The sequence below is a fragment of the Allobosea rubneri genome, assembly GCF_032464875.1.
GTDB lineage: Bacteria > Pseudomonadota > Alphaproteobacteria > Rhizobiales > Beijerinckiaceae > Allobosea > Allobosea rubneri.
This window is the reverse complement of record NZ_JAWDID010000006.1, coordinates 41,665-68,036: the sequence shown is the minus strand read 5'-3', so window position 1 is coordinate 68,036 and position 26,372 is coordinate 41,665. Positions and strand designations below refer to the sequence as shown.

Sequence of the window (26,372 nt, the reverse complement as noted above, 5' to 3'; positions counted from 1 at the left end):
TGGCGGCTTCAATGAAGGGCACGGCCGCTTTGGTCAAACGCCCGCATGGCGCATCTGCCATGCATTCGCGCTCAGGCCGAGAGCGCCTTCTGCAGCCGTTCGACGGCCTCGGTGAGATCGGACGCCTTGCGCGCGAAGCAGAGGCGCAGGCCGGTCTCGCCGCCCGGCCCGAAGGCGGCGCCCGGCGCCAGGCCGACATTGGCGGTGTCCACCAGCTCGATGGCGAGGGCCCGCGAATCGGTGCGGCCGTCGACGGCGAAGAACTGGTAGAACGCCCCGTCCGGCGCCTGCAGCGAGACGCGGTTGGTCGCCTTCAGCCCCTCGGCGATGATGCGGCGGCCTTCCTTAGCCCGGGCGATCTGCTCGGCGACGAAGGGCTCGCCCTCGTCGAGCGCCGCGATGGCCGCGCGCTGGACGAAGACCGGCGAGCCCGAGGTCGAGTACTGGATCAGGTTCTCGATGATCTGGCCCAGCGCCGGCGGGGCCTCGATCCAGCCGATGCGCCAGCCGGTCATCGCCCAGTTCTTCGAGAAGGTCTGGACGAAGAGGATGCGGTCCTCCTGCTCCATCACGTCATGGAAGGAAGCGGCGCGGGCCGAGCCGTCATAGACGAAGCGCGCATAGATCTCGTCGGCGATGATCCAGATGCCGTGCTTGCGGGCGATCGCCAGGATCGCGGCGAGTTCGTCGCGGGTCGCGGTCCAGCCGGTCGGGTTGGCCGGCGAATTGATGACGAGGGCGCGGGTGCGCGGCGTAATCGCCGCTTCGAGCTTGCCGAGGTCGAGCGTGAAGCGGCCCTGATGGAAGTCCATCGCGACGCAGACGGTGGCGGCACCGGCAACGCCGAGCGCCGCGGCGACGTTCGGCCAGGCCGGCGTCGGGATGACGATCTCGTCGCCGGCACCGGCGATCATCCGGACCGCGATCTGGACCGACTGCATGCCCGAGCCTGTGACGAAGAAGCGATCGGCTACGAAGGGCCTGCCATAGAGCGCGGTATGGTAGCGGGCGAGCGCCTCGCGCAGCTCCGGGATGCCGCGCTGCCAGGTGTAGAAGGTCTCGCCGTCGGCCAGCGACTTGTTGGCGGCGCGGACGATGAATTCCGGAGTCGGCAGATCGCCCTCGCCGACCCAGAGCGGGATCAGGCCGGGCTTCAGTCTGCCGTGGTTGACGACCTCGACGATCCCGCTTTCGGGCGCGCTGCGGGCCTCGGGTCGCAGGTCGGCAATCAGGCTGGTGCCGGCCGGGGCATGCATGTTCATGGTCGATCCTTCGCGGGAAACATGCCGCCCAATCTAGCCCATCGCCGGGCGCCGCGGCATGAAATCGCGAGATCGACCCGATCGCTCGCTGTGATGGTTCGCGGTCCCGTCATTGCGAGGAGCAAGGCGACGAAGCAATCCAGGTTGACGGGAGGAGCGCTGCCGCCCCTGGATTGCTTCGCCTACGCTCGCAATGACGATGGCGGCGTCAGGCCTGCTTCTGCTTCAGCAGGTCGCGGATCTCGCTGAGCAGGGCGATGTCCTGCGGCGGCGCCACCGGCTCGGCCGGCTTGGCCGCCTGCTTGCGCCGGAGGGTATTGATGCCCTTGACGACGAGGAACAGCACGAAGGCGATGATCATAAAGTTGACCGCGACGGTGAGAAAATTGCCATAGGCGAGGACGGCGCCCTGCTTCTTGGCATCGGCGAGAACCGGCGACGTGACGCCGCTGTTCAGCCCAAAGAAGTAGTTGGAGAAGTCGACGCTGCCGATCGCGCCGATCAGCGGCATGATGATGTCGCCGACGAGCGACTCGACGATCCTGCCGAAAGCGGCACCGATGATCACGCCGATGGCGAGATCGACGACATTGCCCTTCAGCGCGAATTCCTTGAATTCATTTAACATGGAGCGCCTTTCCGAATGCTTGGCCAGTTTTCGGCACCGCGCTGCGCAATGCCGCCCCCGCGCGCACGCTAGACCAGCCGCGCCAGCCGAGGAAACAGCAATTCAGGCGTTTTCCTCGGCCATTCCCACGGCGAAGGCAGTTTTCGGCGCCTTGTTCAACCAGTTTGCAAAGATCAGGCGACGACGAGCACTGCGGCACGCCCATCGGGTGCGCCAGCGGCGGTGCCACGACCGCGGACAGAATACCGGCCTCCGCGCCGGTCTAATGGCTGATGGCGGCCGGCGCCCTGCGGCGATAGGCTGGTCCCGAGAATAGTGGCTGCGAGGGAGGCCCGATGATTCCGGCCTGGTCTGTCGTGCTGACGGCGCTCGCCTATCTCTGCGCGCTGTTCGCGATCGCCCATCTCGCCGACACCTCGGGCCGGCGCCTGATGAGCGGGCGGGCGCGCACGACGATCTATGCGCTGGCGCTCGGGGTCTACTGCACCTCCTGGACCTTCTACGGCTCGGTCGGCTTCGCACATCGCAACGGGTTCGACTTCCTCGGCATCTATGTCGGGCCCATCCTCGTCATCGGCCTCGGCCACCGCTTCGTCGCGCGCATCGTGACGATCGCGAAATCGCAGAACATCACCTCGATCGCCGACTTTGTGGGCGCACGCTACGGCAAGAGCGAGCGCGTCGCGGCGATGGTCTGCATCGTCGCCGTGATCGGCGCCCTGCCCTACATCTCGTTGCAGCTCAAAGCCGTGGCGAACTCGCTCTCGGTCTTTCTTGCCGCTACCGGTGGGCCGGCGCCCCTGGCCGATCTGCCGGTGCTGGGCGACCTCGCCTTCCTGGTCGCGCTCGTCCTCGCCGGCTTCGCCTGCGCCTTCGGGACCCGCCATATCGACGCGACCGAGCACCAGGACGGGCTCGTCCTGGCGATCGCGGTCGAGTCGCTGATCAAGCTCGTCGCCTTCCTGGCGCTCGGCCTGTTCGTCGTCTACGGGCTGTTCGACGGCGGCGCCGACCTCCTTGCACAAGCGACCCGCGCCGCCGGCGATGCGCCGCCGATCTGGCAGCGGACCTCGAACTGGCCGACCTTCCTGACGCTGACCGTGCTGTCGGCCTTCGCCGCGCTCCTGCTGGCGCGGCAGTTCCACATGGCGATCGTCGAGAATCGCGACGTCAGGGACGTGCGCCGCGCAGCCTGGATGTTTCCGCTCTACCTCATCCTGATCAATCTCTTCGTCCTGCCGCTCGCGGCGGCCGGCGAGGTGATGCTGGCCGGCTCGGGCATCGACCGCGACATGACGGTGCTCCTGCTGCCATTGCAGGAGCGCGCCAGCCTCGTCGCCCTGCTCGTCTTCATCGGCGGGCTCTCGGCGGCGACAGCGATGGTGATCGTCGTCTCGGTCGCGCTGGCGATCATGATCTCGAACCATATCGTCATGCCGCTGCTGCTGCGCGGGCGCGGCGTCGCGCCGGACCCCGACCGCGCCACGGCGGCCTGGGCGCGCGGAAGAAGCGCGAACGGCTCGACCGGCGGCGACCTCGGCTCGCAGGTCGTCCATATCCGCCGCGGCGCGATCGTCGCGGTGATCCTGCTCGGCTACGCCTATTACCGCGCCTCCGGCGAAGCGGCGCTGGTCTCGATCGGCCTGCTTTCGTTCGCCGCGACCGCGCAGATCGCGCCGGCCTTCTTCGGCGGCCTGCTCTGGCGGCGCGGCACCGCGCTCGGCGCGGCGACGGGTCTCGGGGCCGGGCTGCTCACCTGGCTCTACACATTGCTGATGCCTAGTCTCGCCCAGCCCGGCGGCTTCTGGAGCGAGATCGTGCAGCACGGCCCGCTCGGCATTGCCGCGCTGCGGCCGGAGGCCCTGTTCGGCATCTCGCTGCCGAGCCTGCCGCATGGCGTGCTCTGGAGCCTCGGCATCAACCTCGCCTGCTATGTCGGCTTCTCGCTGGCGCGGCCGGCGAGCGCGATGGAGCGTCTCCAGGCCAACGCGTTCATCGATTCCGACCGCGCCACCATGGCGCAGTCATTCTCGCTCTGGCGCTCCAGCGTCACCGCCGCCGAGCTGCAATCGACGATCGGGCGCTATCTCGGGCTGGAACGCACCCAGCGCGCCTTCGAGGGGTTCGCCCAGTCGCGCGGCGAGGAGCTCAACGGCGCGCGCGAGGCCGACATCCACATGCTGCGCTTCGGCGAGCATCTGCTCTCCTCGGCGATCGGCGCGGCCTCCTCGCGCCTCGTGCTTTCGCTGCTGCTGCGCCGGCGCAACCTCTCGACCGAAGCCGCCTTCAAGCTGCTCGACGACGCCTCGGCGGCGCTGCAATACAATCGCGACATCCTTCAGAATGGCCTCGACCATGCCGGCCAGGGCATCACCGTGCTCGACCGCGATCTGCGGCTGCTCGCCTGGAACAAGGCCTTCATCCAGCTCTACGACCTGCCGCCCTCGCTGGTGCGCTTCGGGACAGGGCTCGATGAGGTCGTGCGCTACAACGCGGCGCGCGGCGCCTATGGCGACGGCCCGCAGGACGAGCTGATGGCGGCGCGGCTGGAGAGCCTCGTCAACGACCGCGAGCCGGTCCGGCTGCGGCTCTACCCGTCCAAGACCGTGATCGAAATCCGCTCCAACCCGCTGCCGGATGGCGGCCTCGTCACCACCTATACCGACATCACAGACTCGGTCGTGGCCGAGGAAGAGCTGGAACGGACCAACGAGACGCTGGAGCGCCGCGTCGCCGAGCGCACCGAGGAGATCCAGCGCGTCAATACCGAACTCCAGCGCGCCAAGGCCGAGGCGGAAGACGCCAACGCCTCGAAGACCCGCTTCCTCGCCGCCGCCAGCCACGATATTTTGCAGCCTCTGAACGCCGCCCGGCTTTACGCTTCGGCGCTGGTCGAGCGCGACCGGGCGGCAAACCGGCCCGACCTCGCCGAAAACATCGACGCCTCGCTCGACGCGGTCGAGGAGATCCTGACCGCGCTGCTCGAGATCTCGCGGCTCGACGGCGGCGCACTCAAGCCGGAGATCTCGACCTTCCGCCTCGACGAGCTGATGCGCCAGCTGCAGCGCGAATTCGAGCCGAGCGCGCAGGAAAAGGGGCTGGTGCTCGTGTTCTCGCCGACCTCGGCGACCGTGCGCTCGGATCGGCGCCTGCTGCGGCGCCTGCTGCAGAACCTCGTCTCGAACGCGATCAAGTACACGCCGAGCGGCAAGGTGCTGGTCGGCTGCCGACGTCGCGGCGAGCATGTCGCGATCCAGGTTCTCGACACCGGCCTCGGCATCCATGCCAGCAAGCAGAAGATCGTCTTCCGCGAGTTCCTGCGCCTCGACCCCGGCGCCAAGGTGGCGCGCGGCCTCGGGCTCGGCCTCTCCATCGTCGAGCGGATTGCGCGCACGCTGGATCACAAGCTGAGCCTGTCGTCGACGCCAGGGCGCGGCACGCGTTTCTCCCTGCTCGTCCCGACGGCGGCGCAGATGCCGGCGGCCGTGGCGCCGGCGCCGGCGCGCCGGCCCTCCAGCGGGCAGCTATCGGGGCTGAAGATCCTGGCGATCGACAACGAGCCCTCGATCCTCGACGGCATGCGCCTTCTGCTCGGCGGCTGGGGCTGCACCGTTGCGACGGCGGGCGGCCTTAACGAGGCGCTCGGGCAGGTCGCGGCCGGGCTGACCCCGGATGTGGTGATCGCCGATTACCATCTCGACGATGGCGACGGCCTCTCGGCGATATCCAGCCTGCGCCAGCGTGCCGGCACGACCCTCCCGGCGATCCTGCTGACCGCCGACCGCTCACCGGAAATGCGCGAGGCCGCCGCGGCGCTCGACGTGCACGTGCTCAACAAGCCGCTGAAGCCCGGCGCCTTGCGGGCGCTGCTGGCGCAGTGGCGGGCGACGCGGCTGGCGGCGGAGTAGTCGCCAGCCGGCTCAGCCGGCGGTGGCCCCGGCCTCGCGCATCGCATCCTCGGCGCGCAGGAAAGCCTCGACCTCGGGGCTCGGCAGCGGGCTTTCCGCCTCGACGCCGAGCTCGGCGAGCAGGCGGGCGACCGGTACGAATGCCTTGCCCTTCCGGTCGTAGAGCGCGGCGCGCACCAGCGCCACCGCCGCGACGATCTCGCTGCCGTCGCGACCATCGGCGAGAATGCGATGCTGCATCACCACCCAGCCCTCGGCCCAGCACAGCATGCGGGTTTCCAGGCGAATGGGACGAAACAGCCTGAGTTCGCGGCGAAAGCGGATCGTGCCGCAATTGACCACTGGCACCCAGCCATGGCGCAGGATGGCGCGCCAGAGGCCACTGCGCAGCATCAGGTCGGTCCGGCCGAGATCCATCAGCCCCCAATAGCGCGCATTGTTCATGTGCAGGCTGGTGTCGAGATCGTGGAACCAGACCCGGAACGGCAGGATCGAGGCTTCGAAAGGCGGCTTCAGCCGTGGCTGGAACGGCCGGGAGAGCAGCAGCCAGAGCAGGCGCAACCAGAGATTCATGCCGGCAACCTTCGGCGTGGATGAAGTTCTCGCGCTTGTAGCCGGAAACCGGCGCCGCGCCATAAGCTCGTCATCGACAGGCACCACAGATTCGCTGCCGTCAGCCCCCCGGAAGCCCACTCATGCCGACACTCCACGTCTCCTCCCTGTCGAAGCTGAACGAGACCGTCGCGGCGGTCGGCGCGAGCCATGTCGTCACCCTGATCAACGCCGCGACGGTGGTCGAGACGCCGCCCGGGATCGCCGCCGACCGGCATCTGATGCTCGCCATGTCCGACATCACCGCCGAAATGGACGGGCACGTCATTCCGGCCAGCGAGCATGTCGAACGCCTGCTCGGCTTCGTCCGCGACTGGGACCGGCAGAATCCCATCGTCGTGCATTGCTGGGCGGGGATCAGTCGCTCGACGGCCGGCGCCTATATCTCTGTCTGCGCGCTCCGGCCTGAGCGGGATGAAGGCGAGATCGCCGAGCGCCTGCGCATCCTCTCGCCGTCGGCGACCCCCAATGCCCGGCTGGTGGCCCTCGCCGACGAGATCCTCGGACGCGGCGGGCGCATGCGCGCGGCGATCGAACGGATCGGCCGCGGCGCCGACGCCTTCGAGGGCAAGCCCTTTCGCTTCGACCTCGACTGAACGAACGGGCCGCGCAGAATCATGCGGCCAGCCGAGGCGATTCGCTGCACTGCGCAGGAAATGGCGCAGCGCACGCAAGGAACTGCTTGCCAGAGCCTTTTTTTTCGCAGAAACATCCCGCCTCCAAAGCAGGCGCAGAGATAAGCGCCACCGCCCGAGGATGCTGCGCAGCCATGTCGATCGAACTCGATTCCCGTGACAGGACGATCCTGCGCATCCTCCAGAACGACGGGCGCATCACCAATTCCGACCTTGCCGAGAAGGTGCACCTCTCACCCTCGGCCTGCCTTCGCCGGGTCCGGCAGCTCGAGGAGAGCGGGTTGATCCGCAGCTATGCCATGCTGCTCGACGAGAAGATCGCCGGCTTCCCCGGCACCGCTTTCGTGTTCGTGACGCTCGACCAGCAGGGCCGCGCCTCGCTGGAGGGTTTCGAGCAGGCCGTGCAAGGGCTGCCCGAAATCCTGGAATGCCATCTGCTCGCCGGCGCGCATGACTATCTGATGCGGGTGATCTATCGCGATTCCGCCGATTTCGAGCGCATCCACACCGACATCATCACGCAGCTTCCGGGCGTGACGCGGGTGCAGTCGACGCTGACGCTGCGCACCATCAAGAAGAGCTCGGCGCTGCCGGTCTGAGCCCTTGCGGGGTTGCGGGGGCAGCCTGCAGAGCCGATAACGGGCGCCCAACAGGATTCGCCCCGTGACCGAAGCCAAGCCCAACGCCGATATCGCCACCCTGCCCTTCGAGGAGGCGCTGAAGCAGCTCGAGGCGATCGTCGCCCGGCTGGAGCGTGGCGACGTCGCGCTGGAGGAATCGATCGACATCTACACCCGCGGCGAGGCGCTGAAGGCCCGCTGCGACGCGCTGCTGAAGCATGCCGAGGCACGCATCGAGAAGATCACCCTCGGCGCCGACGGCAAGCCGACCGGCACGACCCCTCTCGACGTCGAGAAGTAGGCGCCCCGGTTTTGCGGGCGCTCCGGTCGCCCGCACGCCAACATCGCCCGCACCATGCTTTGGGTGAAAGCGCTCGACGCGCTCGGCGCGCATTATGCCGGGCGGCTTGCCCGGCTGGCGAGCAACACGCGAGTTGCAGCCGCCGCATGACGCGGCGGCTGCGATTTCGATGTCACGCAGCGCGCTTCCGGCCGCGGTCGAAGGCGACGAGGATCGCGGCGCCGAGCGCCGACTTCAGCACGCCGCCGATCAGGAACGGCACCACGCCGGCGATGATTGCCTTCTCCAGGCCGATCAGGGTCGAGAGCCAGAGCGCGCCGAGCACGAGGCAGAGGCCGTTGCCGACGAGCATGGCGACGAAGGCGAGGCCCGGGCGGGCGCCATTCCAGCCACGCTCGACCAGCCAGCCGACCAGCGCGCCGACGATCGGGAAGGCGAAGAGATAGCCGGCCGTCGGGCCGACGAAGGAGAGCAGGCTGCCATTGCCGTTGGCGAGGACCGGCAGGCCGAGCGCCGCCTCGAACAGCCAGGCAGTGATGGTGATCGCGCCGAGGCGCCAGCCATAGAGCGCGCCGATCAGCGTCACCGCCAGGGTCTGCATGGTCACCGGCACCGGAACCATCGGCACGCTGATCTGCGAGGAGATCGCGAGGATGAGGGTGCCGAGCAGGACGGCGGCAATCTGGACCGTCAGCGGACGGGCGCCGAGATCGAGCGGGGCAAAGCCGGGCCGCGGCGCGGTCTGGGTCAGGTCGTTCATCAGTCTCTCCGTGCAAAATCGAATTATAGATAATTCGAAAGACCGATCTATGATCGATGCTGCGACTGCGAATTGCAAGCCCAGAGCTTCAGCCGACGATGGCGAAGGCCTCCCGTGTCGCCCCCGAGGCAGTGCGGACCGGCTTTCGGCCGATCCACCGGACATGCCGGGCCAGCACCGCCTCGGCCTCGTCGACCCGCCCGGCCCGCAAGGCGGCGAGAATCGCGCGGTGGTCATGGTCGGTGCGGCTTTCCCATTCCGAGCGCCAGGCGGAGAACAAAAAGCGGGCGCTGGCGGCGTGCAGATCATCGATCGAAGCCAGCAGCCGCGGCATGGCGCAGGGCGTCAGGATCAGGCGATGAAACCGGCGATTCGCCTCTTCCCAGGTACGCACGTCGGGCGAATGGTCGCCGGCGCGCGTGGCTTCCTCGGCCTCGTCGAGGATCGCGCGCGTCAGATGCGGCGCGGCATGGCGCAGCGCCAGAACCTCGAGCGCAGCGCGCATCTCCGCGACTTCGCGAACCTCTTGCAGATCGAAGGCGGCGACACGCACGCCGCGGCGCGGCTCGCTCACTGCCAGCCCTTGCGCCTCCAGGCGCTGGAAGGCCTCGCGCACCGGCACATGGCTGGCGCCGAATTCGGCGGCGACATGGTCCTGACGCAGGCGCGAGCCCGGCTCGAGCTGACCGGCGATGATCCGCTCGGCCAAAGTTCGGCTGATCCGGATCGCGAGGGTCTCAGATTTTTCCTTGGGCATCGTGCTCGGGCTTGGTCCTTGGGCATCGCCATCCACGTGTCGTTTTATAGATAATTTCTCCGACAGGCCGCGTCGAGCCGAATTGCCGCCATGCGCCGGGCGGCTTGCCCAATGGGGCGGGCACGCGCAGACTCCCTCCCAGCGCCGCATGCGAGGAGCCCGCAATGTCCCAGCTTCCAGACCATGACCCGGTCCCAGGCGATACCCGCTCCTGCGAGGCGCTCGAACAGGTGATCGTGCCGCGCGCCCATGATCTCGGCGGCTTCTCGGTCAGGCGGGCCCTCCCCTCGATCGGCCGCAAGATGGTCGGCCCCTTCATCTTCTTCGACCAGATGGGCCCGGCCGAGTTCCTGCTCGGCGAGGGCATCGATGTCCGCCCGCACCCGCATATCGGCCTCTCCACCGTGACCTATCTGTTCGACGGCGAGATCATGCACCGCGACTCGCTCGGCACGGCGCTGCCGATCCGGCCGGGCGCGGTCAACCTGATGACGGCGGGGCGCGGCATCGTGCATTCGGAGCGCACCGCCCCGGAAGAGCGGCTGAAAGCGCCGAAGCTCTACGGCATCCAGACCTGGCTCGCTCTGCCGAAGACGCATGAGGAGATCGCGCCGGACTTCATCCACCACGCCGCGCCGGAACTCCCGCGCATCGTCGGCGAAGGCAAGCGCATCAGCCTGATCATGGGCTCGGCCTATGGCCGGACCTCGCCGGTGAAGTTCCCCTGGGACACGCTCTATGCCGAGGCGGTGATGGCACCGGGCGCGATCCTGCCGCTCGACCCCGATTACGACGAGCGCGCGGTCTACATCGTCTCCGGCAAGATCGACATCGCCGGCGACGAATTCGGCGCCGGCCAGCTGCTGATCTTCAAGCCGGGCGACCGGATCTCGATCCTCGCAGTCGACCAGAGCCGGCTGATGCTGATCGGCGGCGAGCCGATGGACGGGCCGCGCCATATCTGGTGGAACTTCGTCTCCTCCTCGAAGGAGCGGATCGACCAGGCCAAGGCGGAATGGAAGACCGGCCGCTTCGACACTGTGCCCGGCGATTCCGAGGAGTTCATCCCGCTGCCGGAGGGTTGAGGTCGGCTTCACGAACCAGCCGCCGCACCGATCCTCTCGAAAGCCACCATGCCGTCGCACCGGGACCTGCCCAGACCCGAATCAGGCTCGCCGCGGCTGCGCGGCTTTCTCTGGGCGGGGCTCGCCGTGGCGATCTTCGCCGGCTGGTTGGTGGTCACGCGCTTCAGCGTCACCCGCACCCTCAATGTCTGGGACCTGACGGCGTTGCGCTACGGCATCGGCGCGATCCTGCTCGCGCCCGTGCTGCTGCGACGATTGCCGCCCCGCGCCTGGCGCAACGGCTTCGTCTTCGCGGCGCTCTGGGGCGCGCCCTTCGCCATTCTCGTCGCCTTCGGCGTGCAGATGACCACGGCCGGCCGCGCTGCCGCAGTGACGCCGACGCTGATGCCGGTCTTCGCCGGCCTGCTCGGCTGGGGCCTGCTGCGCGAGCAGCCAGGCAGGATCAGGCTCGCCGGCTATGGCGCGATCGCCGCCGGGCTTTGCGGCCTCGTCCTGACCGCCGGCAGCGCACAGGGGTCGCCGAGCCTGTTCGGACTCGGGCTGCTCGTCCTCGCGGCCGTCATGTGGGCGAGCTACACGCTGATCCTGCGCCGCAGCGGCCTGACGCCGATCCAGTCGGCCGCGCTGATCTGCTTCTGGTCGGCGGTGATCTTCGTGCCCGTCTATATCGGGCTCGGCCTCAGCCATCTCAGGCACGCCCCGGCGGCCGAGATCGCGATCCAGAGCTTCTATCAGGGCGTGCTGATGAGCACCGTCGCACTGATCAGCTTCAATCGCGGCGTGGCCCTGCTCGGCGCCTCCGCCGGCGCTGCAATGATCGCGCTCGTGCCGGTCGCCGCCTCGCTGCTCGCGATCGTCTTCCTCCGCGAGATCCCCGACATGGCCGAGGGAATCTCGATCGCGCTGATCGTCGGCGGCGTCCTGCTCGCCGCCCGGGCCCCACGCCAGCAAGCGCGCTGAGACGCGCCGCGTGCGCGTCAGCCCGGGCTCAACTCGCCCACCGGCATCGTCTTCAGCCGCGGCATCTGCGAGGCGAGGATCGCCAGCGTCGACAGGGCGAAGAGCCCGACCGGCAGCCAGATCGCGGTCTCCAGCCCGAAGCGCTCTCCCGCCAGCCCGCCGGCGAGCGCGCCGAGCGGGCGCATGCCGTACATCGCCGTGGTGATGGTCGCGCTGACGCGCCCGAGCAGAGGTTGCGGCGTCACGGCCTGGCGCAAGGTCGTCTGGGTGATGAACCAGAGGATCGGGCCGAAGCCGAACAGAAAGAAGGCGAGCGCCAGCGCCGGCCAGCCGAGCCCTGGCGGGGCGAGCGCCACGGCGAGCGCGCCGAGCAGCGAGACCGCGGGACCGAAGACCAGCAGCGCCCCGGTCGGCAGGCGCGCGATCAGCCAGGCACCAGCCAGCGCCGCGGCGACGGCCCCGGCGCCGTAGATCGAAGAAGCCAACCCGACGGCCTTCGGATCGAGCATCAGCACCCGCAGCGCATAGGGCGCGAGCAGCGCCATGAAGGCGAAGAAGGCGAGATTCCAACCAATGGCGCAGAGCGCGATCGGCCGAAGGTAAGGGTGGCGGGCGACAAAGGCACCACCCTCGGCAATGGCGCGATGCAGCTTCTGCCGCGGCTGGGCCGGCACCGCTTCGGCCGGCAGGCGCAGCGCCGCGGCGATGACGACGAGCCCCGCTGCCGAGCAGGCCGCGAGCCCGTACCAGCCGGTGCCGCGCGCCACGGCCCAGCCGGCGATCAGCGGCGCGATCAGGTTGAAGCTCGCCCGGCCGAGCTCGAGCCGGCTGTTCGCACGCGGCAGCAAGGCGAGCGTCGCCGCGCGCGGCATCAGCACGAAGACCGAGAGCGCGATCACGACCGGCCCGGCCGCCGCGACGAAGGTCGAGAGGGCGAGCGCCGAGCCGATCAGCCCCGCCGCGAGCAAAGCCGCGCCAACTGCCGACCCGGCCGCCATCAGCAGGCCGCCGAGCAGGATCAGGCTGCGCGGCGCGATCCGGTCGGCGAGCACGCCGGCCGGCAGGGAAACGAGGAGCCAGGCGGCGGACTGGGCGGCGACGAGCAGGCCGACGAAGCGCGCGCTCGCCCCGGCTTCGGTCGCTGCCAGGGTGATCGTATCGAGCGCCAGCTTGTCGGCGAACTGCGCCGCGACGCCGGTCAGCAGCAGGACGAGAAAGAGCGGCGACGTCATCGGGGCGTTCTGGTGCATCGGTGTAGCCGGGTTCATGGCGCGCGTTCCGCATGCGCAGGGTCCGAATGCGGATTTCCCATGCGCCAGCGCGCGCTCCCACCCGTTTCCTGCCCGGCCTGCGACCATCAGAGGTTTGCCAGCGCCGCCCCGAGCGACTATTCGGGAATGACGATCAAGCCAGCAACGGCCAGCCCTTGACCCGTCCCAAGACGCCCCTTCTCGACCAGGTTCCCGATCCGCAGGCGCTGCGCCGGCTTGACGATGCGCAACTGCGCCAGCTCGCCGACGAGCTCAGGGCCGAGACGATCGACGCCGTCTCGGTGACCGGCGGCCATCTCGGCGCCGGGCTCGGCGTGGTCGAGCTGACGGTCGCGCTGCACCATGTCTTCGATACGCCGCGCGACCGCGTGATCTGGGATGTCGGCCACCAGGCCTACCCGCACAAGATCCTGACCGGGCGCCGCGACGGCATCCGCACCCTGCGTCAGCCCGGCGGCCTCTCGGGCTTCACCAAGCGCAGCGAGAGCGAGTACGACCCGTTCGGCGCGGCCCATTCCTCGACCTCGATCTCGGCCGGGCTCGGCATGGCCGTCGGGCGCGATCTCGCAGGCGGCACCAGCAACGTCATCGCCGTGATCGGCGACGGCGCGATGTCGGCCGGCATGGCCTATGAGGCGATGAACAATGCCGGCGCGCTCGGCTCGCGGCTGATCGTCATCCTCAACGACAACGACATGTCGATCGCCCCGCCGGTCGGCGCGATGTCGGCCTATCTGGCGCGGCTGGTCTCCGGGCGGACCTATCGCTCGCTGCGCGAGGTCGCGAAATACCTCGCCGAGAAGCTGCCGCGCTTCTTCCACGAGAAGGCGAAGCGCACAGAGGAATTTGCCCGCGGCTTCTGGACCGGCGGCACTCTCTTCGAGGAGCTCGGCTTCTACTATGTCGGCCCGATCGACGGGCACAATCTCGACCACCTGCTGCCCGTGCTGCGCAATGTCCGCGACGCCGAGAGCGGGCCGATCCTGGTCCATGTCGTGACCCAGAAGGGCAAGGGCTACGCGCCGGCCGAGGCCAGCGCCGACAAGTACCATGGCGTCGTCAGGTTCGATCCCGTCACCGGCCAGCAGGCCAAGGCGCCGGCGAACGCCCCGAGCTACACGAATGTCTTCGCCCATGCGCTGATCAAGGCGGCACGCGAGGACGAGAAGATCGTCGCGGTCACCGCCGCCATGCCGTCCGGCACCGGGCTCGACGCCTTCGGCAAGGAGTTCCCGGGCCGCACCTTCGATGTCGGCATTGCCGAGCAGCATGCGGTGACCTTCGCCGCCGGCCTCGCCAGCGAGGGCTTCAAACCGTTCTGCGCGATCTACTCGACCTTCATGCAGCGCGCCTACGACCAGATCGTCCACGACGTCGCGATCCAGAACCTGCCGGTGCGCTTCGCGCTCGACCGCGCCGGGCTGGTCGGCGCCGATGGCGCGACCCACGCAGGCTCCTTCGACATCGCCTATCTCGCCTGCCTGCCCGGCATGGTGGTGATGGCGGCTGCGGACGAGGCCGAGCTGACCCATATGGTCGCGACGGCCGCCGCCTATGATGCCGGGCCGATCGCCTTCCGCTATCCGCGCGGCGAAGGCGTCGGCGTCGAGCTGCCGCAGCACGGCGTGCCGCTGGAGATCGGCAAGGGCCGGATCGTCCGGGAAGGCACGCGCATCGCGCTGCTCTCGCTCGGCACGCGGCTCGCCGAATGCCTTTCGGCCGCCGAACTGCTCGGCCAGCGCGGCCTCTCGACGACGGTCGCCGATGCTCGCTTCGCCAAGCCGCTCGACGAGGCGCTGATCGCGCGCCTCGCCAGGGAGCACGAGGTGCTGATCACGGTCGAGGAAGGTTCGGTCGGCGGCTTCGGCAGCCATGTCCTGCAATTGCTGGCGCAGAAGGGCCTGCTCGACGGCGGCCTGAAGATCCGCAGCCTGACGCTGCCGGACAGCTTCCAGGACCATGACAAGCCCGACAAGATGTATGCCGATGCCGGTCTCGACGCCGCCGGCATCGTGCGGGCGGTCGAAACGGCGCTCGGCCCGGCCAGCGCCGTAAAGCGCGCCTGAAGCGATGACCGCCGGCCTGCCGCGCCGGGCATGATATTATCGCACCCGGCGGAACCGCCGGGTGCGATAATATCGATTCCAAACGTTTAGAGCGGGGCTGATGCGAAAAACCGGTTCCCACTTTTCCGCACCCCGCTCTAGGGCCGACCTTTTGCTGGTCGAGCGCGGCCTGTTCGAGAGCCGGGCGCGGGCCCAGGCCGCCATTGCAGCCGGGCTCGTCAGCGCCGACGGCGTCGTGCTGCGCAAGGCGTCGGAGACCGTTCCCGATACCGCCGAGATCGCGGCGCAGGCGCCCCACCCTTACGTTTCGCGCGGCGGGGTGAAGCTCGCAGCGGCACTCGACACCTTCGGCTTCGATCCGGCCGGACTCGCCTGCCTCGATGTCGGCGCCTCGACCGGCGGCTTCAGCGACGTGCTGCTCCGGCGCGGCGCAGCTCATGTCCATGCCGTCGATGTCGGCCGATCGCAGCTGCATGAGAGCCTGCACGGCCATGCCAGGCTGACCAGCCTGGAGAGCCAGGATATCCGCACGCTGGACCCCGCACTGCTCGGCGAGCCGCCGGCGCTCGCCGTCATCGATGTCAGCTTCATCTCGCTGAAGCTGGTGCTGCCGGCCGTGGCGAAGCTGCTGGCGCCCAAATCGCAGCTTGTCGCACTGGTGAAGCCGCAGTTCGAGACGAAGCGCTCGGCGCTGAAGAAGGGCGTGCTGCGGGACGAGGCATTGCAGGAAGCGATCTGCGCCGAGATCGCCGAACTCACCGCCGAACTCGGTTTCCGGGTCTCGGGTCCGATCCCGTCTCCGATCGAAGGCGGCGACGGCAACCGCGAATTCCTGATCGGCGGGGCGCGCTGAGCCTCAGCCCGCGATCAGCGCATCGACCTCCGCCTGCACGACGCCGGGGTCGATATTGGCGGCGTCGCCCTGGCCGTTGGCATTGATGAAGGCCGCGGCCCGCGCGATCAGGCGGCGCAGGGACAGACAGGCGACATCGACGATCAACGCCGGGTCTTCGCTGTCCGGCATCTCGTCGAGCAAGGCGGTCGCGGTGAGGACGAGACGGTCCATGGCGGCGCAGAGCTCGTCGAAGCCGGCGACCTCGCGCGCGCCGAGCTGCCGATAGGCCTCGCGCGCTTCCGCCGCGCAGCGCAGCGACGAGGCTTCGAAATGCTCGGAATAGCTGACCGCCCGCCAGGCCCGCAGCTCGACCAGGATCGCACGGTCCATCGGCACCATCTCGAGCAGCATCAGCGCCTCGCTGTGGCGGTTCAGATAGTCCGTCGACAGGCGCATCGGCGAGGGTGCAGCTCCAGAGCCGGCCGCCACGTTCGGCGCATCTGATCTTGCGGGAGCAGGCATCCGGGCGGCCTCGAAATCGCTGGGAATATGCGTGGCCAAACCCAAATAAAGTATTGATCGGACACATCGGAACGTCGACTGAACAGGACATGTGTGGCCGCTACGCCGTAACCTTGCCGCCGGAAGCGATGCGCCAGGCCTTCGCCTATCGCGAGCAGCCGAACTTTCCGCCGCGCTACAACATCGCGCCGACGCAGCCGGTGCCGGTGGTCAGGCTCGAACAGGGCACGCGCCAGTTCATCCTGATGCGCTGGGGCTTCATTCCCGGCTGGGTCAAGGATCCCAAGGACTTCCCGCTGGTCATCAACATCCGCAGCGAGAGCGCGGCCGAGAAGCCTTCCTTCCGTGCCGCCCTCGCCCGACGGCGCTGCCTGATGCCGGCCGACGGGTTCTACGAATGGCACCGCCTCGGCGAGGGCCGCCGGCAGGAAAACCGGCCCTATCTCTTCCGCCGGCCGGATCGTGGCTTCTTCGCCTTCGCGGCGCTGTGGGAGACCTGGCATAGCCCCGACGGCTCGGAGATCGACACGGTCGCGATGGTGACCGGCCCCGCCAACGGGCAGATGGCGGCGATCCACCATCGCTCCCCGGTGATCCTGGCCCCGGAAGCCTATGATGCCTGGCTCGACCCCGCCTCGGAGCCGGCGGCGCTACGGCCGCTATTGCGCCCTCCCCCCGACGACTTCCTGGAGATGATCCGGCTCGGCGATGCAGTGAACAAGGCCGCCAATGACGGGCCGGAATTGCAGCAGCCCTTCGATCCCGCGTCGGCGCCGAAGCCGCCCGAGCAGAAGCCCGCCATGCGTTCGCGGCGGGGCGGCAAGGACGACGCGCAGGGCAGCCTGTTCTAGCGCAGGGGGCGACGGCGCGCTTACTCTCGGCCAACGACAGGACCGACTGGAGGAACGCCGAAGATGCATGGCCGCCGCCCGACGATGAGTTCCCTGCACGGCATGGTCGCCGCCGCCCACCCGCTGGCGGCGCAGGCCGGAGCCCGTATCCTCAGCCAGGGCGGCAATGCCTTCGACGCCGTCGGCGCGGTCGCGGCGGCGCTCAACGTGGTCGAGCCGTTCATGTCGAGCTTCGGCGGGATGGGGTCGGCGACGATGTGGGTCGCAGCCGAGAAGCGGGTACGCGTCCTCGATTTCGTGCCGCCCGTGCCCGAGAGCTTTCCCCTGGAGCGCTTCAGCCGGCGTTCGGACCTAGAGCGCGGCGCGCTCGCCGTCGCCCCGCCTGGCAACCTCGCCGGCTGGTGCGAGCTCAACCGGACCTATGGTCGCCTGTCGCTGGCGGAGATCTTCGCACCGGCTATCGCGCTCGCCGCCGACGGGTTTCCGATCGCCGAGTTCGGCGTCGCGGAGTTCAACGAGCAGGCGCCGCTCCTGCGCGAGCGCCCGGAGCTTCACGCCGACTGGGCGAAGAACTACCTGCCCGGCGGCGGCGATACGATCGAACTCGGCCAGATCCTGCGCCAGCCCGACCTCGCCGGCACCCTCTCGGACATCGCGGCCAAGGGTCCGGAGCATTTCTATCGCGGTGCGCTCGGCGAGACCGTGATCGCGCATCTCAAGGCCAAGGGCGGCACGCTGACCATGGCCGATCTCGCCAAGGTCGCACCGCGCTGGCGCGAGCCGATCGCCGCTACCTATCGCGACCGGCTCGTGCATGTGCCGCCGCCGGCCTGCGAAGGCTTCCAGTTCCTCCTGACCCTGCGCATCCTCGACGGCTTCGACCTCGCCGGGCTCGAGCGCAACGGCGCCGAGCATCTCGACATCGTCTACCGCGCCATTCGCCTCGCCGCCGGCCAGCGCATCGCCCACAACAATCCGAAGCCGGAGAAGCTCGCCGAGCTTATGTCCGACGCCTCGGTCGAGAAACTGCGCGACCGCGTGCGCGACGGTGAGCCGATCACCGGCCCGACCGAGCAATGGATGGCGGAAGCACCTGCCGGCGAGGACCCGGCGCACACCACCTCCTTCTCAATCGCCGACCGCGAGGGCAACCTGATCTGCGTGACGCAGAGCATCGGCAGTCCGTTCGGCAGCGGCGTGGTCGTGCCGGGCACGGGGCTTTGCCTCAACAATTTCCTGTACTGGGCCGATGTCCAGCCCGGCAGCCCGAACCGCTCGCAGCCGGGCTCGGAACTGCCGATGTGCATGTCGCCGAGCCTGTCGACCCGGAATGGCGAGCCGGTGCTGGCATTGGGCACGCCCGGCAGCTACGGCATCCTGCAGACGCAAGCGCAGGCCATGGTCCAGCATGTCGATTTCGGCCTGCCGCTGCAGGAGGCAATCGAGGCGCCGCGCGCCCGTCTCTGGGACGGCCGCGCCATCGAGGTCGAGGACCGCATCCCCGCCGGGACCATCGCCGCCCTGCGGCAGCGGGGTCACGAAATCGTCCCGTTCGATGTCGGCTGGACGATGCGGGTCGGCGGCATGCAGGCGGTCGCGCGCGACCCGGCGAACGGCAAGCTGACCGGCGCCTGCGATCCACGTCGCGACGGCTATGTCGCGACGCCCTGAGGGGGCGGAGTCGATCTGACGTTTCGCCCGGAATCCTCACCGTCATCCTGGGCGAGCGAAGCTCCGCCCGGGATCCATCGTAGAACTCCTGCTCCCTACGATGGATCCCGGATCTGCGGATTCCAACACTTTGGTGCGTTTCGCGCCCGGAATGTTGGAACTCGCGCCGGTGCGAGCGGCCGTTAAAAGGCGTGAATCCCGCCCGCCGGCCATCAGAGCGGCTGTCGAAGCTCGCCCACAACTGATTGGCAACCAGCCACGCGTCTTCCCTCTGGCTTCGCCGACGCCGCGATGGCAGAGCAGCGGTCATGACCGCACGCCATCACGGCGATGTCTTCGAGGACTGAAAGCATGTCGGCGTCCGCGCGGAACGATCTTCTCTCCTGGCTGACCGGCTCCCTGCTGCCGGGCTGGATCGCGCGCGCCTACGACCCGGCGCGGCCGGGTTTCGTCGAGTATCTCCAGCCGGACGGGACGCCCGAGCTCGGCGAGTTGCGCACGACGCTGGTCACGGCGCGCCTGACCTATGTCTTCAGCCATGCCCATCTGCTCGGCGTGCCCGGCGCGCTGGCGGCGGCGCGGCACGGCTTTGCGTTCCTGACCGGCGCCCTACGGCAGCCGGACGGACGCTTCGTCCATTCCGGTACTACGGACGGAGAGGTCGTCGACGGCAGGTCCGATTTCTACGATCTCGCCTTCGTCCTCTTCGCCTGCGGCTGGTTCGCGAAGGCGAGCGGCGACCAGAGCGTGCTGGCGATCGCCGGCGAGGTCATGGACTTCCTGGAGCAGGAGCTGGCGCACCCGGCCGGCGGCTTCAGGGAGGATACGCTAGGCACGCAGCCCCGGCGCCAGAACCCGCATATGCATCTGCTCGAAGCCTGCCACGCGCTCGCGGCGGTTTCGCCCGATCCGCGCTGGCTGGAGACGGCAGACATGCTCGTACGCCTGATGCGGGAGCGCATGCTGGACGAAAGCGGCACGCTCGGCGAGTTCTTCGACGAGGACTGGGCGGCTTTTCCCGGCTCGCGCGGGCTGATCCGGGAACCGGGCCATCATTTCGAATGGACCTGGCTGCTCCACCATCATGAACGCCTGACCGGCTCGGCCGAGGCCCGCGAAACGGCGCGCAGCCTCCATGCCTTCGGGCAGCGCCAAGTTGATGTGCCAAGCAACGCCTCACGGCTCGTCGTGAACGAGGTCGATGCGGCGGGCGCCGTCTTGAACGGCGCAGCGCTGCTCTGGCCGCAGACCGAATATCTGAAAGCCCTCGTCGCGCGGATCGAATTCGAAGGCGACACGGATGCCGCGGCCCGGCTCGACCGCCATGTCGAGTTGATGTTCTCGCACTTCGTCGACCGCGCGAGCGGGCTCTGGGTCAACCAGATCGACGCCGGCGGGCGGCCGATCGCCGACCGGGTCCCGGTCCGGGTGCTCTATCATCTGGTGCTGGCGCTGGCCGAGATCTGCCGGGTCTGCGACGGCGGCGCGGCTGCGTAACTTTCAGAGGCCGATACCGTCATTCCGGGTCTGCGCCGCTTCGCTCCAGCCGGGATGACGGCGCTGAAAGCCCTCGCCTGGCTCCCTACAGCACCGCGCCGGGGTTGAGCACACCCTTGGGGTCGAGCGCCGCTTTGACCGTGCGCATCAGGTCGAGTTCGACCGGGTCCTTGACGCCCGGCAGCAAGGCGCGTTTCAGCCGGCCGATGCCGTGCTCGGCCGAGATCGAGCCCTTGAGCTCGGTGACGATGGCATGGACAGCCGCGTTCATCGCGTCCCAGCCGGCGAGATAGGCGGCCTTGTCGGCGCCGACCGGCTGGCTGACGTTGAAATGGATGTTGCCGTCGCCGAGATGGCCGAAAGGCACCGGCCGGCAGCCCGGCACCAGCTCCTCGACCTTGGCGATGGCGCGCCTGAGGAATTCCGGTGCCGCGTGCAGCGGCACGGAGACGTCGTGCTTGATCGAGCCGCCCTCATGGGTCTGCACCTCCGAGAGCATCTCGCGCAGCTTCCAGAGATCGGCGCGCTGGCCGAGCGAGCCGGCGAGCACCGCATCGGTGACGAGCCCCTCCTCCATCGCCTCGCCAAGGAAGTTTTCGACCGCTTCGGAGAGGCCGGTCTCCGCCTGAGCGGAGACCTCCATCAACACATACCAGGGTGAGGGCTCCGAAAGCGGATCGCGGGCCCCGTCGGCATGGCGTACGACGAAGTCGAGCCCGATGCGCGGCATCAGCTCGAAGGTGGTGAGCGTGCCGCCGGCGCTGGCCTTGGCCTTGTTCAGGAGCGCCAAAGCCGCCTCAGGATCGGGAACGGCGAGGAAGGCGGTGGCGCGCGCCGCCGGCAGCGGCAAGAGCTTCAGCACCGCGGCCGTGATGATGCCGAGCGTGCCCTCCGAGCCGATGAAGAGGTTCTTCAGATCGTAGCCGGTATTGTCCTTGCGCAGCTGGCGCAGGCCGTTCCAGACACGGCCATCGGGCAGCACGACCTCGAGACCAAGGCAGAGTTCGCGGGCATTGCCATAGGCGATCACCGCCGTGCCACCGGCATTGGCCGAGAGATTGCCGCCGACCGTGCAGGAGCCTTCCGAGGCGAGCGAAAGCGGGAAGAGCCGCCCGGCAGCCTCGGCCGCCTCCTGCGCCTTCTGCAGGATGACGCCGGCCTCGACGGTCATGGTGTCGCCGGCGACATCGACCGCGCGCACCTTGTCGAGCCGCTGCAGCGACAGGATGATCTCGCGGCCTTCCGCGACCGGGACCTGGCCACCGACCATGCCGGTGTTGCCGCCTTGCGGGACGATCGTCGCGCCGGTCTCGCTCGCCCATTTCATCAGGGCCGAGACCTCGGCGACCGAGCCCGGCCGCACCACCGCCTGCGCCTTGCCCTTGAACAGGCCGCGCGGCTCCTTGAGGTAGGGCACCATCGCATCGGCGTCGGTGATGACATTCTTCGCGCCGGCGATGCCGGCCAGAGCTTCGGTAACGGACGCGCTCATCCTGCCTCCGGAGACGTGATCACTTGCGGCCGGCAGCCTTGCGGAAGACGCCGACGAGTTCGATGTGAGCGGAATAACGGAACTGGTCGACCGGCGTCACGCGTTCCAGCGCATAGCCGCCTGCCAGCAAAAGCGCTGCGTCGCGCGCGAAGCTGCCGACATCGCAGGAGACATAGGCGACGACAGGCACTTTCGATCCCGCGAGCCACCTGACCTGCGCCTCCGCGCCGGCGCGCGGTGGATCGAGCACCACGGCATCGAAGGCGGCGAGCTCATGTTCGAGCAGCGGCCGGCGGAAGAGGTCGCGGGTTTCGGCGGCGATCGGCTTCAGCCCCTGTGCCCGGCTGGCGGCGCGCTGCAGCGCCTGCACCGCCGTCTTGTCGCTCTCGAAGGCGGTGACGTGGCAGCGCTCCGCGAGGCGGAAGCTGAAGGGGCCACACCCGGCGAAGAGATCGGCGACGCGTTTCGCCTTGGGCAGCGCCGCGAGCACGAGTTCGGCCAGCAGCTCCTCGCCACGCGCCGTCGCCTGCAGGAACCCGCCCGGGCCGGGCGTGACCGCGGCCTTGCCCATGACATGGAAAGGCGCGCGCCGCTCGACGACGGTGTCGCCATGCATGGAGAGCCGTGCCAGATCGAGCCGTTCGGCGGCCTCGGTCAGCGTCCGACGCAGCGCATTGCCGGCCGGGCCATGGCCGCGAATGTCGACGTCGAGCCCGGCTTCGGAAGCGGTGATCTGCAGATCGAGCGGCTTATTCGAGCCGCCGAGCCGGTTGGCGAGGTGCTGGGCGACAGACGGCGCGCGCGCAAGCCCCGGGGCCAGCACCGGGCAGGCCTCGACCGCGACGAGATCATGGCTGCGCGCGGCCATGAAGCCGATGCGCATGCCGTCCTCCTCGCGCCTGGCGTGGAAGGTGACGCGCCGGCGGCCCGTACCATGGGCGTCGAGCGGCGGCTCGACCGCGACCCCGGCGGCGACGCGCCCGAGCGTCGTCACGACCTGCTGGCGTTTCCATTCGGCATAGAGCCCCTCCCCCATATGCTGGGCGACGCAGCCGCCGCAGCGGGTGAAGAGCGGGCAGATCGCCGCGATGCGCGAGGCGGACGGCGTCAGGATCTCGACGACTTGCGCCCGCTCGCCGTCCCGCACGGCGCGGACGCTCTCGCCCGGCAGCGCGAAGGGCACGAAGACCTGGCCGTCCGTCGTCTCGGCCACGCCGTCGCCGCGCTGGCCAAGCCGCGCGATCGTCAGGGTTTCATTCATGGCAAGAGCAGACATGCGCATCCGGGCAGGGTTGAGGAAGAGGCGTGGCCTATCAGTTCCTGCGCCGGGAGGGAAATCATCATCTTTTTCCGCTGAGATTTGGAAGAACTATCCCGTGAACTGGCAGGCGAACCGATTATGTTGGCGACCTGCTGCGCCCGGCCGGGATCGGACCGGTGGCAGGCCAAAGAGGAAGTGGTCATGACTATCCGCAACGGCGTCGTCGAGGCGATCGGCAACACCCCCTTGATCCGGCTGAAGCGCGCCTCGCAGGAGACGGGCTGCGAGATTCTCGGCAAGGCCGAGTTCATGAATCCCGGCCAGTCGGTCAAGGACCGTGCCGCGCTCGCGATCATCCGGGATGCCGAGAAGCGCGGCGCACTTCGCCCGGGCGGCGTCATCGTCGAGGGCACGGCCGGCAATACCGGCATCGGGCTCGCTCTGGTCGGCAATGCGCTCGGCTATCGCTCGGTGATCGTCATCCCGGAGACGCAGAGCCAGGAAAAGAAGGACATGCTGCGGCTCGCCGGCGCGACGCTCGTCGAGGTTCCGGCCGTCGGCTACGTCAATCCCAACAACTATGTGAAGGTCTCCGGCCGCCTCGCCGAGGAGCTGGCCAAGGCCGAACCCAGTGGCGCGATCTGGGCCAACCAGTTCGACAATGTCGCCAACCGGCAGGGCCATATCGAAACGACCGGGCCGGAGATCTGGCAGCAGACCGACGGCAAGGTCGACGGCTTCATCTGCGCGGTCGGCACGGGCGGCACGCTCGCCGGCGTCGCCATGGCGCTGAAGGGGGTCAACCCGAAGGTCCGGATCGGCCTCGCCGACCCGATGGGCGCGGCGCTCTATTCCTACTACAAGACCGGCGAGCTGAAGGCCGAAGGCTCCTCGATCACCGAAGGCATCGGCCAGGGCCGGATCACCAAGAACATCGAGAACGCGCCGATCGACGTCGCCTTCCAGATTCCGGACGAGGAGGCGATCCCGCTCTGCTTCCAGTTGCTGGAGGAAGAGGGCCTCTGCCTCGGCGGCTCCTCGGGCATCAACGTCGCCGGCGCGATCCGGCTGGCGAAAGAACTCGGCCCCGGCCACACCATCGTGACCATCCTCTGCGATTACGGCACGCGCTATCAGTCGAAGCTGTTCAATCCGGAATTCCTGCGCTCGAAGAACCTGCCGGTGCCGGGCTGGCTCGAACGCAATGGCAGGCTGAAGGACGTGATGGCCAAGGTGATGGCCTAAGCCTCATGTTGCTCGACCGGCGGACGCTCGCAGGCATCGCCGAGGGCAGCATCACCCAGGTGCTGCGCCGCTGGCGCCGGCCGAGCGTCCGCAGTGGTGGCAGCCTGACGACGGCTGCCGGGGTTCTGGCGATCGAGGCGGTCGAGCCGATCTCGGAAGCCGAGATCGACGATGCGGAGGCGAAAGCCGCCGGCTTCGCCTCACGCGATGCCGCGCTGGCGAGCCTCGCCGGCCGCGAGGGCGATCTCTACCGCATCCGCCTGCACCTTGCGGGTCCCGATCCGCGGCTTGCCCTGCGCGAAGCCTCCGAGCTCGGTGATGAAGAGGTCGGCGTGCTCGCAGCACGCCTTGGCCGGCTCGATGCCCGCCGCGCCTGGACTGTCGCCACGCTCGCCCTGATCGCCGCCCATCCCGGCCGCCGCGCGCCGGAACTCGCCGACCTCATCGGCCGCGAGACGCTCGCCTTCAAGCAGGACGTCCGCAAGCTCAAGACGCTCGGGCTGACCGAGAGCCTCGAAGTGGGTTACCGGCTGTCGCCGCGCGGCGAGGCGCTGCTTTCGAAGCTCCCGCCGCGCTGAGATGTCACCCAGCCGGTGCAGCACCGCCTCAGGCGGTCTGCGCCTCGGCCTCGATCGCGTCGATGTCGCCGGCGCGGTCGTACTGCGCCTGATCGAGCATGCCCTGACGCTTGGCGACGATGGTCGGCACCAGCGCCTGGCCGGCGACGTTCACCGCGGTACGGCCCATGTCGAGGATCGGGTCGATCGCGAGCAGCAGGCCGACGCCGGCGAGCGGCAGCCCGAGCGTCGAGAGCGTCAGCGTCAGCATCACCGTCGCGCCGGTCAGGCCCGCGGTCGCCGCCGAGCCGATCACCGAGACGAAGACGATCAGCACGTATTCCTGCAGGCCGAGCGGCAGCCCGTAGAACTGCGCGACGAAGATCGCCGAGATCGCCGGGTAGATCGCGGCGCAGCCATCCATCTTGGTGGTCGCGCCGAGCGGCACGGCGAAGGCGGCGTATTCTCGGGGCACGCCGAGGCTCTTCTCGGTCACGGTCTCGGTCACCGGCAGGGTGCCGACCGAGGAGCGCGAGACGAAGGCGAGCTGGATCGCCGGCCAGGCGCCCGCGAAGAAGCGCATTGGCGAGAGACCGTGCAGCAGGAGCAGGGCGGGATAGACGATCAGCAGCACGATGGCGAGGCCGAGATAGATCGCGAAGGCGTACCAGGAGAGCTGCTGCAGGGTCTGCCAGCCATATTGCGCGACGGCATTGCCGAGCAGGCCGACCGTGCCGATCGGCGTCAGCCGGATCACCCACCACAGGATCTTGCGGACGATGGCCAGCAGCGACTCGTTGAAGGACAGGAAGCTGTTGGCGCGCTCGCCGACCTTCAGAGCCGCGACGCCGACGACGATAGAGATCACCAGCAATTGCAGCACGTTGAAGCCGAGGCGTGTGGTCGCCGCGCCGCCGTCGACGCGGGTCGTCGCCTGCAGGCCGAGCATGTTGGCGGGCACAAGCCCCTTCAGGAAATCGAGCCAGGAGCCGACCGTCGCGGGCGCCTTGGCGCTGGCGGCCGCGACGCCGGAATTCAGCCCGGGCTGGATGATGAGGCCGAGCGCGATGCCGATCAGCACCGCGATGAAGGCGGTGACGGCGAACCAGAGCAGCGTCTGCCAGACCAGGGCGGCCGCGTTGGAAAGCTGCCTGAGATTGCTGATCGAGGCAACGATCGCCGTGAAGATCAGCGGCGGTACCAGCGCCTGCAGCAGTTGCACGAAGATCGAGCCGGTGGTCTGGAGCGCGACCGTCAGCCCGTTCGGCTGGCCGGCAGCGTCGGGCCCGATATTGCGCGCGACCCAGCCGAGCAGGAGCCCGACCACCATGGCCGCCAGAACCTGGAAGCCGAAGCTGGAATAGAACGGCTTTGTGCCGGCGCTCTTCACGCCGGCTGGGGACGTCATCGTTGTCATGGCAGGAACTCGTCAATCGCCGCCGTGCGGCTCTATTTATACGCCAGGATATAATGCGCCGCAGCAGATAAGGCGAAGGAGCAGATTTCTGTTTTGCGCGCAGCCGGCGACAGGATCATTCTGCGCTATCTCGATTCCGGGCGAGTTTCATCCCTTCAC

The 26,372-nt window shown here is 68.8% G+C and carries 23 protein-coding genes; 13 read left to right on the top strand and 10 right to left on the bottom strand.

The window, feature by feature from the left end; genetic code table 11:
- Positions 1–71: 71 nt before the first annotated feature.
- Both RKE40_RS06060 and mscL read right to left on the bottom strand, forming a co-directional pair.
- Positions 72–1,262 carry a pyridoxal phosphate-dependent aminotransferase gene (locus tag RKE40_RS06060; protein WP_316017337.1) on the bottom strand — a complete coding sequence of 397 codons (1,191 nt, stop codon included), beginning with the start codon at positions 1,260–1,262 and terminating at the stop codon, positions 72–74.
- Between the two features lie 208 nt (positions 1,263–1,470).
- Entirely contained in the window at positions 1,471–1,890 is a 420-nt protein-coding gene (gene mscL / locus RKE40_RS06055) for a large conductance mechanosensitive channel protein MscL (RefSeq protein ID WP_291638884.1), read from the bottom strand.
- 335 nt (positions 1,891–2,225) lie between these two features.
- Here mscL and RKE40_RS06050 point away from each other — a divergent pair, with 335 nt between their 5' ends.
- A complete protein-coding gene (locus tag RKE40_RS06050; RefSeq protein ID WP_316017336.1) occupies positions 2,226–5,798 on the top strand; it encodes a PAS domain-containing hybrid sensor histidine kinase/response regulator in 3,573 nt (1,190 codons plus the stop codon).
- A 12-nt stretch (positions 5,799–5,810) separates the two neighbouring features.
- Here RKE40_RS06050 and RKE40_RS06045 read toward each other — a convergent pair whose 3' ends face one another.
- A complete protein-coding gene (locus RKE40_RS06045; RefSeq protein WP_316017335.1) occupies positions 5,811–6,371 on the bottom strand; it encodes a thioesterase family protein in 561 nt (186 codons plus the stop codon).
- Between the two features lie 122 nt (positions 6,372–6,493).
- On the opposite strand from RKE40_RS06045, the gene RKE40_RS06040 reads away from it, so the two are divergent.
- The 3 genes from RKE40_RS06040 (at position 6,494) to RKE40_RS06030 (ending at position 7,966) form a co-directional block, all read left to right on the top strand.
- Positions 6,494–7,006, top strand: a complete 513-nt coding sequence (locus tag RKE40_RS06040) for a tyrosine phosphatase family protein (RefSeq protein WP_316017334.1) — start codon at positions 6,494–6,496, stop codon at positions 7,004–7,006.
- A 173-nt stretch (positions 7,007–7,179) separates the two neighbouring features.
- Positions 7,180–7,644 (top strand): Lrp/AsnC family transcriptional regulator, encoded by a 465-nt coding sequence (locus tag RKE40_RS06035; protein ID WP_291638888.1) that lies wholly within the window; start codon positions 7,180–7,182, stop codon positions 7,642–7,644.
- A 64-nt stretch (positions 7,645–7,708) separates the two neighbouring features.
- Positions 7,709–7,966 carry an exodeoxyribonuclease VII small subunit gene (locus RKE40_RS06030; protein WP_066468437.1) on the top strand — a complete coding sequence of 86 codons (258 nt, stop codon included), beginning with the start codon at positions 7,709–7,711 and terminating at the stop codon, positions 7,964–7,966.
- 172 nt (positions 7,967–8,138) lie between these two features.
- Here RKE40_RS06030 and RKE40_RS06025 read toward each other — a convergent pair whose 3' ends face one another.
- Together RKE40_RS06025 and RKE40_RS06020 are read right to left on the bottom strand one after the other, a co-directional pair.
- Positions 8,139–8,726: a biotin transporter BioY gene (locus tag RKE40_RS06025; protein ID WP_316017333.1), complete on the bottom strand. Its 588-nt coding sequence runs from the start codon at positions 8,724–8,726 to the stop codon at positions 8,139–8,141.
- Between the two features lie 88 nt (positions 8,727–8,814).
- A complete protein-coding gene (locus RKE40_RS06020) occupies positions 8,815–9,483 on the bottom strand; it encodes a GntR family transcriptional regulator (RefSeq protein ID WP_316017332.1) in 669 nt (222 codons plus the stop codon).
- A 164-nt stretch (positions 9,484–9,647) separates the two neighbouring features.
- Between RKE40_RS06020 and RKE40_RS06015 the strand changes: the two genes are divergently transcribed.
- Positions 9,648–10,568, top strand: coding sequence for a pirin family protein (locus RKE40_RS06015; protein WP_316017331.1), 921 nt, complete (start codon positions 9,648–9,650; stop codon positions 10,566–10,568).
- Positions 10,569–10,616: 48 nt separating this feature from the next.
- Entirely contained in the window at positions 10,617–11,528 is a 912-nt protein-coding gene (locus tag RKE40_RS06010) for a DMT family transporter (protein ID WP_316017330.1), read from the top strand.
- Positions 11,529–11,545: 17 nt separating this feature from the next.
- On the opposite strand, the gene RKE40_RS06005 is transcribed toward RKE40_RS06010, so the two are convergent.
- Positions 11,546–12,796 carry an MFS transporter gene (locus tag RKE40_RS06005; RefSeq protein ID WP_316017329.1) on the bottom strand — a complete coding sequence of 417 codons (1,251 nt, stop codon included), beginning with the start codon at positions 12,794–12,796 and terminating at the stop codon, positions 11,546–11,548.
- Positions 12,797–12,954: 158 nt separating this feature from the next.
- Between RKE40_RS06005 and dxs the strand changes: the two genes are divergently transcribed.
- Positions 12,955–14,865: a 1-deoxy-D-xylulose-5-phosphate synthase gene (gene dxs / locus RKE40_RS06000; protein WP_316017328.1), complete on the top strand. Its 1,911-nt coding sequence runs from the start codon at positions 12,955–12,957 to the stop codon at positions 14,863–14,865.
- Positions 14,866–14,965: 100 nt separating this feature from the next.
- Positions 14,966–15,718 carry a TlyA family RNA methyltransferase gene (locus tag RKE40_RS05995; protein WP_316017327.1) on the top strand — a complete coding sequence of 251 codons (753 nt, stop codon included), beginning with the start codon at positions 14,966–14,968 and terminating at the stop codon, positions 15,716–15,718.
- A gap of 3 nt (positions 15,719–15,721) precedes the next feature.
- Here the strand turns inward: RKE40_RS05995 and RKE40_RS05990 are convergent, their stop codons facing one another.
- The gene (locus tag RKE40_RS05990; RefSeq protein WP_316017326.1) at positions 15,722–16,156 is read right to left on the bottom strand and encodes a hypothetical protein; all 435 of its coding nucleotides are present in this window, start codon (positions 16,154–16,156) and stop codon (positions 15,722–15,724) included.
- 155 nt (positions 16,157–16,311) lie between these two features.
- Here RKE40_RS05990 and RKE40_RS05985 point away from each other — a divergent pair, with 155 nt between their 5' ends.
- The 3 genes from RKE40_RS05985 to RKE40_RS05975 all read left to right on the top strand — a co-directional run bounded on the left by RKE40_RS05985 (position 16,312) and on the right by RKE40_RS05975 (position 20,241).
- Positions 16,312–17,073: an SOS response-associated peptidase gene (locus RKE40_RS05985; protein WP_316017325.1), complete on the top strand. Its 762-nt coding sequence runs from the start codon at positions 16,312–16,314 to the stop codon at positions 17,071–17,073.
- A 63-nt stretch (positions 17,074–17,136) separates the two neighbouring features.
- Entirely contained in the window at positions 17,137–18,744 is a 1,608-nt protein-coding gene (locus RKE40_RS05980; RefSeq protein ID WP_316017324.1) for a gamma-glutamyltransferase family protein, read from the top strand.
- Between the two features lie 351 nt (positions 18,745–19,095).
- On the top strand, positions 19,096–20,241 hold the full coding sequence (locus tag RKE40_RS05975; protein ID WP_316017323.1) for an AGE family epimerase/isomerase: 1,146 nt from the start codon (positions 19,096–19,098) through the stop codon (positions 20,239–20,241).
- Between the two features lie 85 nt (positions 20,242–20,326).
- On the opposite strand, the gene RKE40_RS05970 is transcribed toward RKE40_RS05975, so the two are convergent.
- Together RKE40_RS05970 and RKE40_RS05965 are read right to left on the bottom strand one after the other, a co-directional pair.
- Entirely contained in the window at positions 20,327–21,733 is a 1,407-nt protein-coding gene (locus RKE40_RS05970) for an FAD-binding oxidoreductase (protein ID WP_316017322.1), read from the bottom strand.
- A gap of 19 nt (positions 21,734–21,752) precedes the next feature.
- On the bottom strand, positions 21,753–23,009 hold the full coding sequence (locus RKE40_RS05965) for a class I SAM-dependent RNA methyltransferase (protein ID WP_316017321.1): 1,257 nt from the start codon (positions 23,007–23,009) through the stop codon (positions 21,753–21,755).
- 186 nt (positions 23,010–23,195) lie between these two features.
- Here RKE40_RS05965 and RKE40_RS05960 point away from each other — a divergent pair, with 186 nt between their 5' ends.
- Positions 23,196–24,239 carry a cysteine synthase A gene (locus RKE40_RS05960; RefSeq protein ID WP_316017320.1) on the top strand — a complete coding sequence of 348 codons (1,044 nt, stop codon included), beginning with the start codon at positions 23,196–23,198 and terminating at the stop codon, positions 24,237–24,239.
- Positions 24,240–24,244: 5 nt separating this feature from the next.
- Complete coding sequence (locus tag RKE40_RS05955) at positions 24,245–24,817, top strand: ASCH domain-containing protein (RefSeq protein ID WP_316017319.1); 573 nt, start codon at positions 24,245–24,247, stop codon at positions 24,815–24,817.
- A 28-nt stretch (positions 24,818–24,845) separates the two neighbouring features.
- On the opposite strand, the gene RKE40_RS05950 is transcribed toward RKE40_RS05955, so the two are convergent.
- The gene (locus RKE40_RS05950; protein WP_316017318.1) at positions 24,846–26,213 is read right to left on the bottom strand and encodes a dicarboxylate/amino acid:cation symporter; all 1,368 of its coding nucleotides are present in this window, start codon (positions 26,211–26,213) and stop codon (positions 24,846–24,848) included.
- Positions 26,214–26,372: the final 159 nt, after the last annotated feature.

What these genes read in the sequence shown, in the direction of transcription:
- RKE40_RS06060 (WP_316017337.1), bottom strand. Translation starts at nt 1,262, where the DNA reads ATGAACATGCATGCCCCGGCCGGCACCAGCCTGATTGCCGACCTGCGA.
- mscL (WP_291638884.1), bottom strand. Translation starts at nt 1,890, where the DNA reads ATGTTAAATGAATTCAAGGAATTCGCGCTGAAGGGCAATGTCGTCGAT.
- RKE40_RS06050 (WP_316017336.1), top strand. Translation starts at nt 2,226, where the DNA reads ATGATTCCGGCCTGGTCTGTCGTGCTGACGGCGCTCGCCTATCTCTGC.
- RKE40_RS05970 (WP_316017322.1), bottom strand. Translation starts at nt 21,733, where the DNA reads ATGAGCGCGTCCGTTACCGAAGCTCTGGCCGGCATCGCCGGCGCGAAG.
- RKE40_RS06005 (WP_316017329.1), bottom strand. Translation starts at nt 12,796, where the DNA reads ATGAACCCGGCTACACCGATGCACCAGAACGCCCCGATGACGTCGCCG.
- RKE40_RS06045 (WP_316017335.1), bottom strand. Translation starts at nt 6,371, where the DNA reads ATGAATCTCTGGTTGCGCCTGCTCTGGCTGCTGCTCTCCCGGCCGTTC.
- RKE40_RS05990 (WP_316017326.1), bottom strand. Translation starts at nt 16,156, where the DNA reads ATGCGCCTGTCGACGGACTATCTGAACCGCCACAGCGAGGCGCTGATG.
- RKE40_RS06020 (WP_316017332.1), bottom strand. Translation starts at nt 9,483, where the DNA reads ATGCCCAAGGAAAAATCTGAGACCCTCGCGATCCGGATCAGCCGAACT.
- RKE40_RS05950 (WP_316017318.1), bottom strand. Translation starts at nt 26,213, where the DNA reads ATGACAACGATGACGTCCCCAGCCGGCGTGAAGAGCGCCGGCACAAAG.
- RKE40_RS05980 (WP_316017324.1), top strand. Translation starts at nt 17,137, where the DNA reads ATGCATGGCCGCCGCCCGACGATGAGTTCCCTGCACGGCATGGTCGCC.
- RKE40_RS05985 (WP_316017325.1), top strand. Translation starts at nt 16,312, where the DNA reads ATGTGTGGCCGCTACGCCGTAACCTTGCCGCCGGAAGCGATGCGCCAG.
- RKE40_RS05995 (WP_316017327.1), top strand. Translation starts at nt 14,966, where the DNA reads ATGCGAAAAACCGGTTCCCACTTTTCCGCACCCCGCTCTAGGGCCGAC.
- RKE40_RS05955 (WP_316017319.1), top strand. Translation starts at nt 24,245, where the DNA reads ATGTTGCTCGACCGGCGGACGCTCGCAGGCATCGCCGAGGGCAGCATC.
- RKE40_RS06025 (WP_316017333.1), bottom strand. Translation starts at nt 8,726, where the DNA reads ATGAACGACCTGACCCAGACCGCGCCGCGGCCCGGCTTTGCCCCGCTC.
- RKE40_RS05965 (WP_316017321.1), bottom strand. Translation starts at nt 23,009, where the DNA reads ATGTCTGCTCTTGCCATGAATGAAACCCTGACGATCGCGCGGCTTGGC.
- RKE40_RS06040 (WP_316017334.1), top strand. Translation starts at nt 6,494, where the DNA reads ATGCCGACACTCCACGTCTCCTCCCTGTCGAAGCTGAACGAGACCGTC.
- RKE40_RS05975 (WP_316017323.1), top strand. Translation starts at nt 19,096, where the DNA reads ATGTCGGCGTCCGCGCGGAACGATCTTCTCTCCTGGCTGACCGGCTCC.
- RKE40_RS06035 (WP_291638888.1), top strand. Translation starts at nt 7,180, where the DNA reads ATGTCGATCGAACTCGATTCCCGTGACAGGACGATCCTGCGCATCCTC.
- RKE40_RS06010 (WP_316017330.1), top strand. Translation starts at nt 10,617, where the DNA reads ATGCCGTCGCACCGGGACCTGCCCAGACCCGAATCAGGCTCGCCGCGG.
- RKE40_RS05960 (WP_316017320.1), top strand. Translation starts at nt 23,196, where the DNA reads ATGACTATCCGCAACGGCGTCGTCGAGGCGATCGGCAACACCCCCTTG.
- RKE40_RS06015 (WP_316017331.1), top strand. Translation starts at nt 9,648, where the DNA reads ATGTCCCAGCTTCCAGACCATGACCCGGTCCCAGGCGATACCCGCTCC.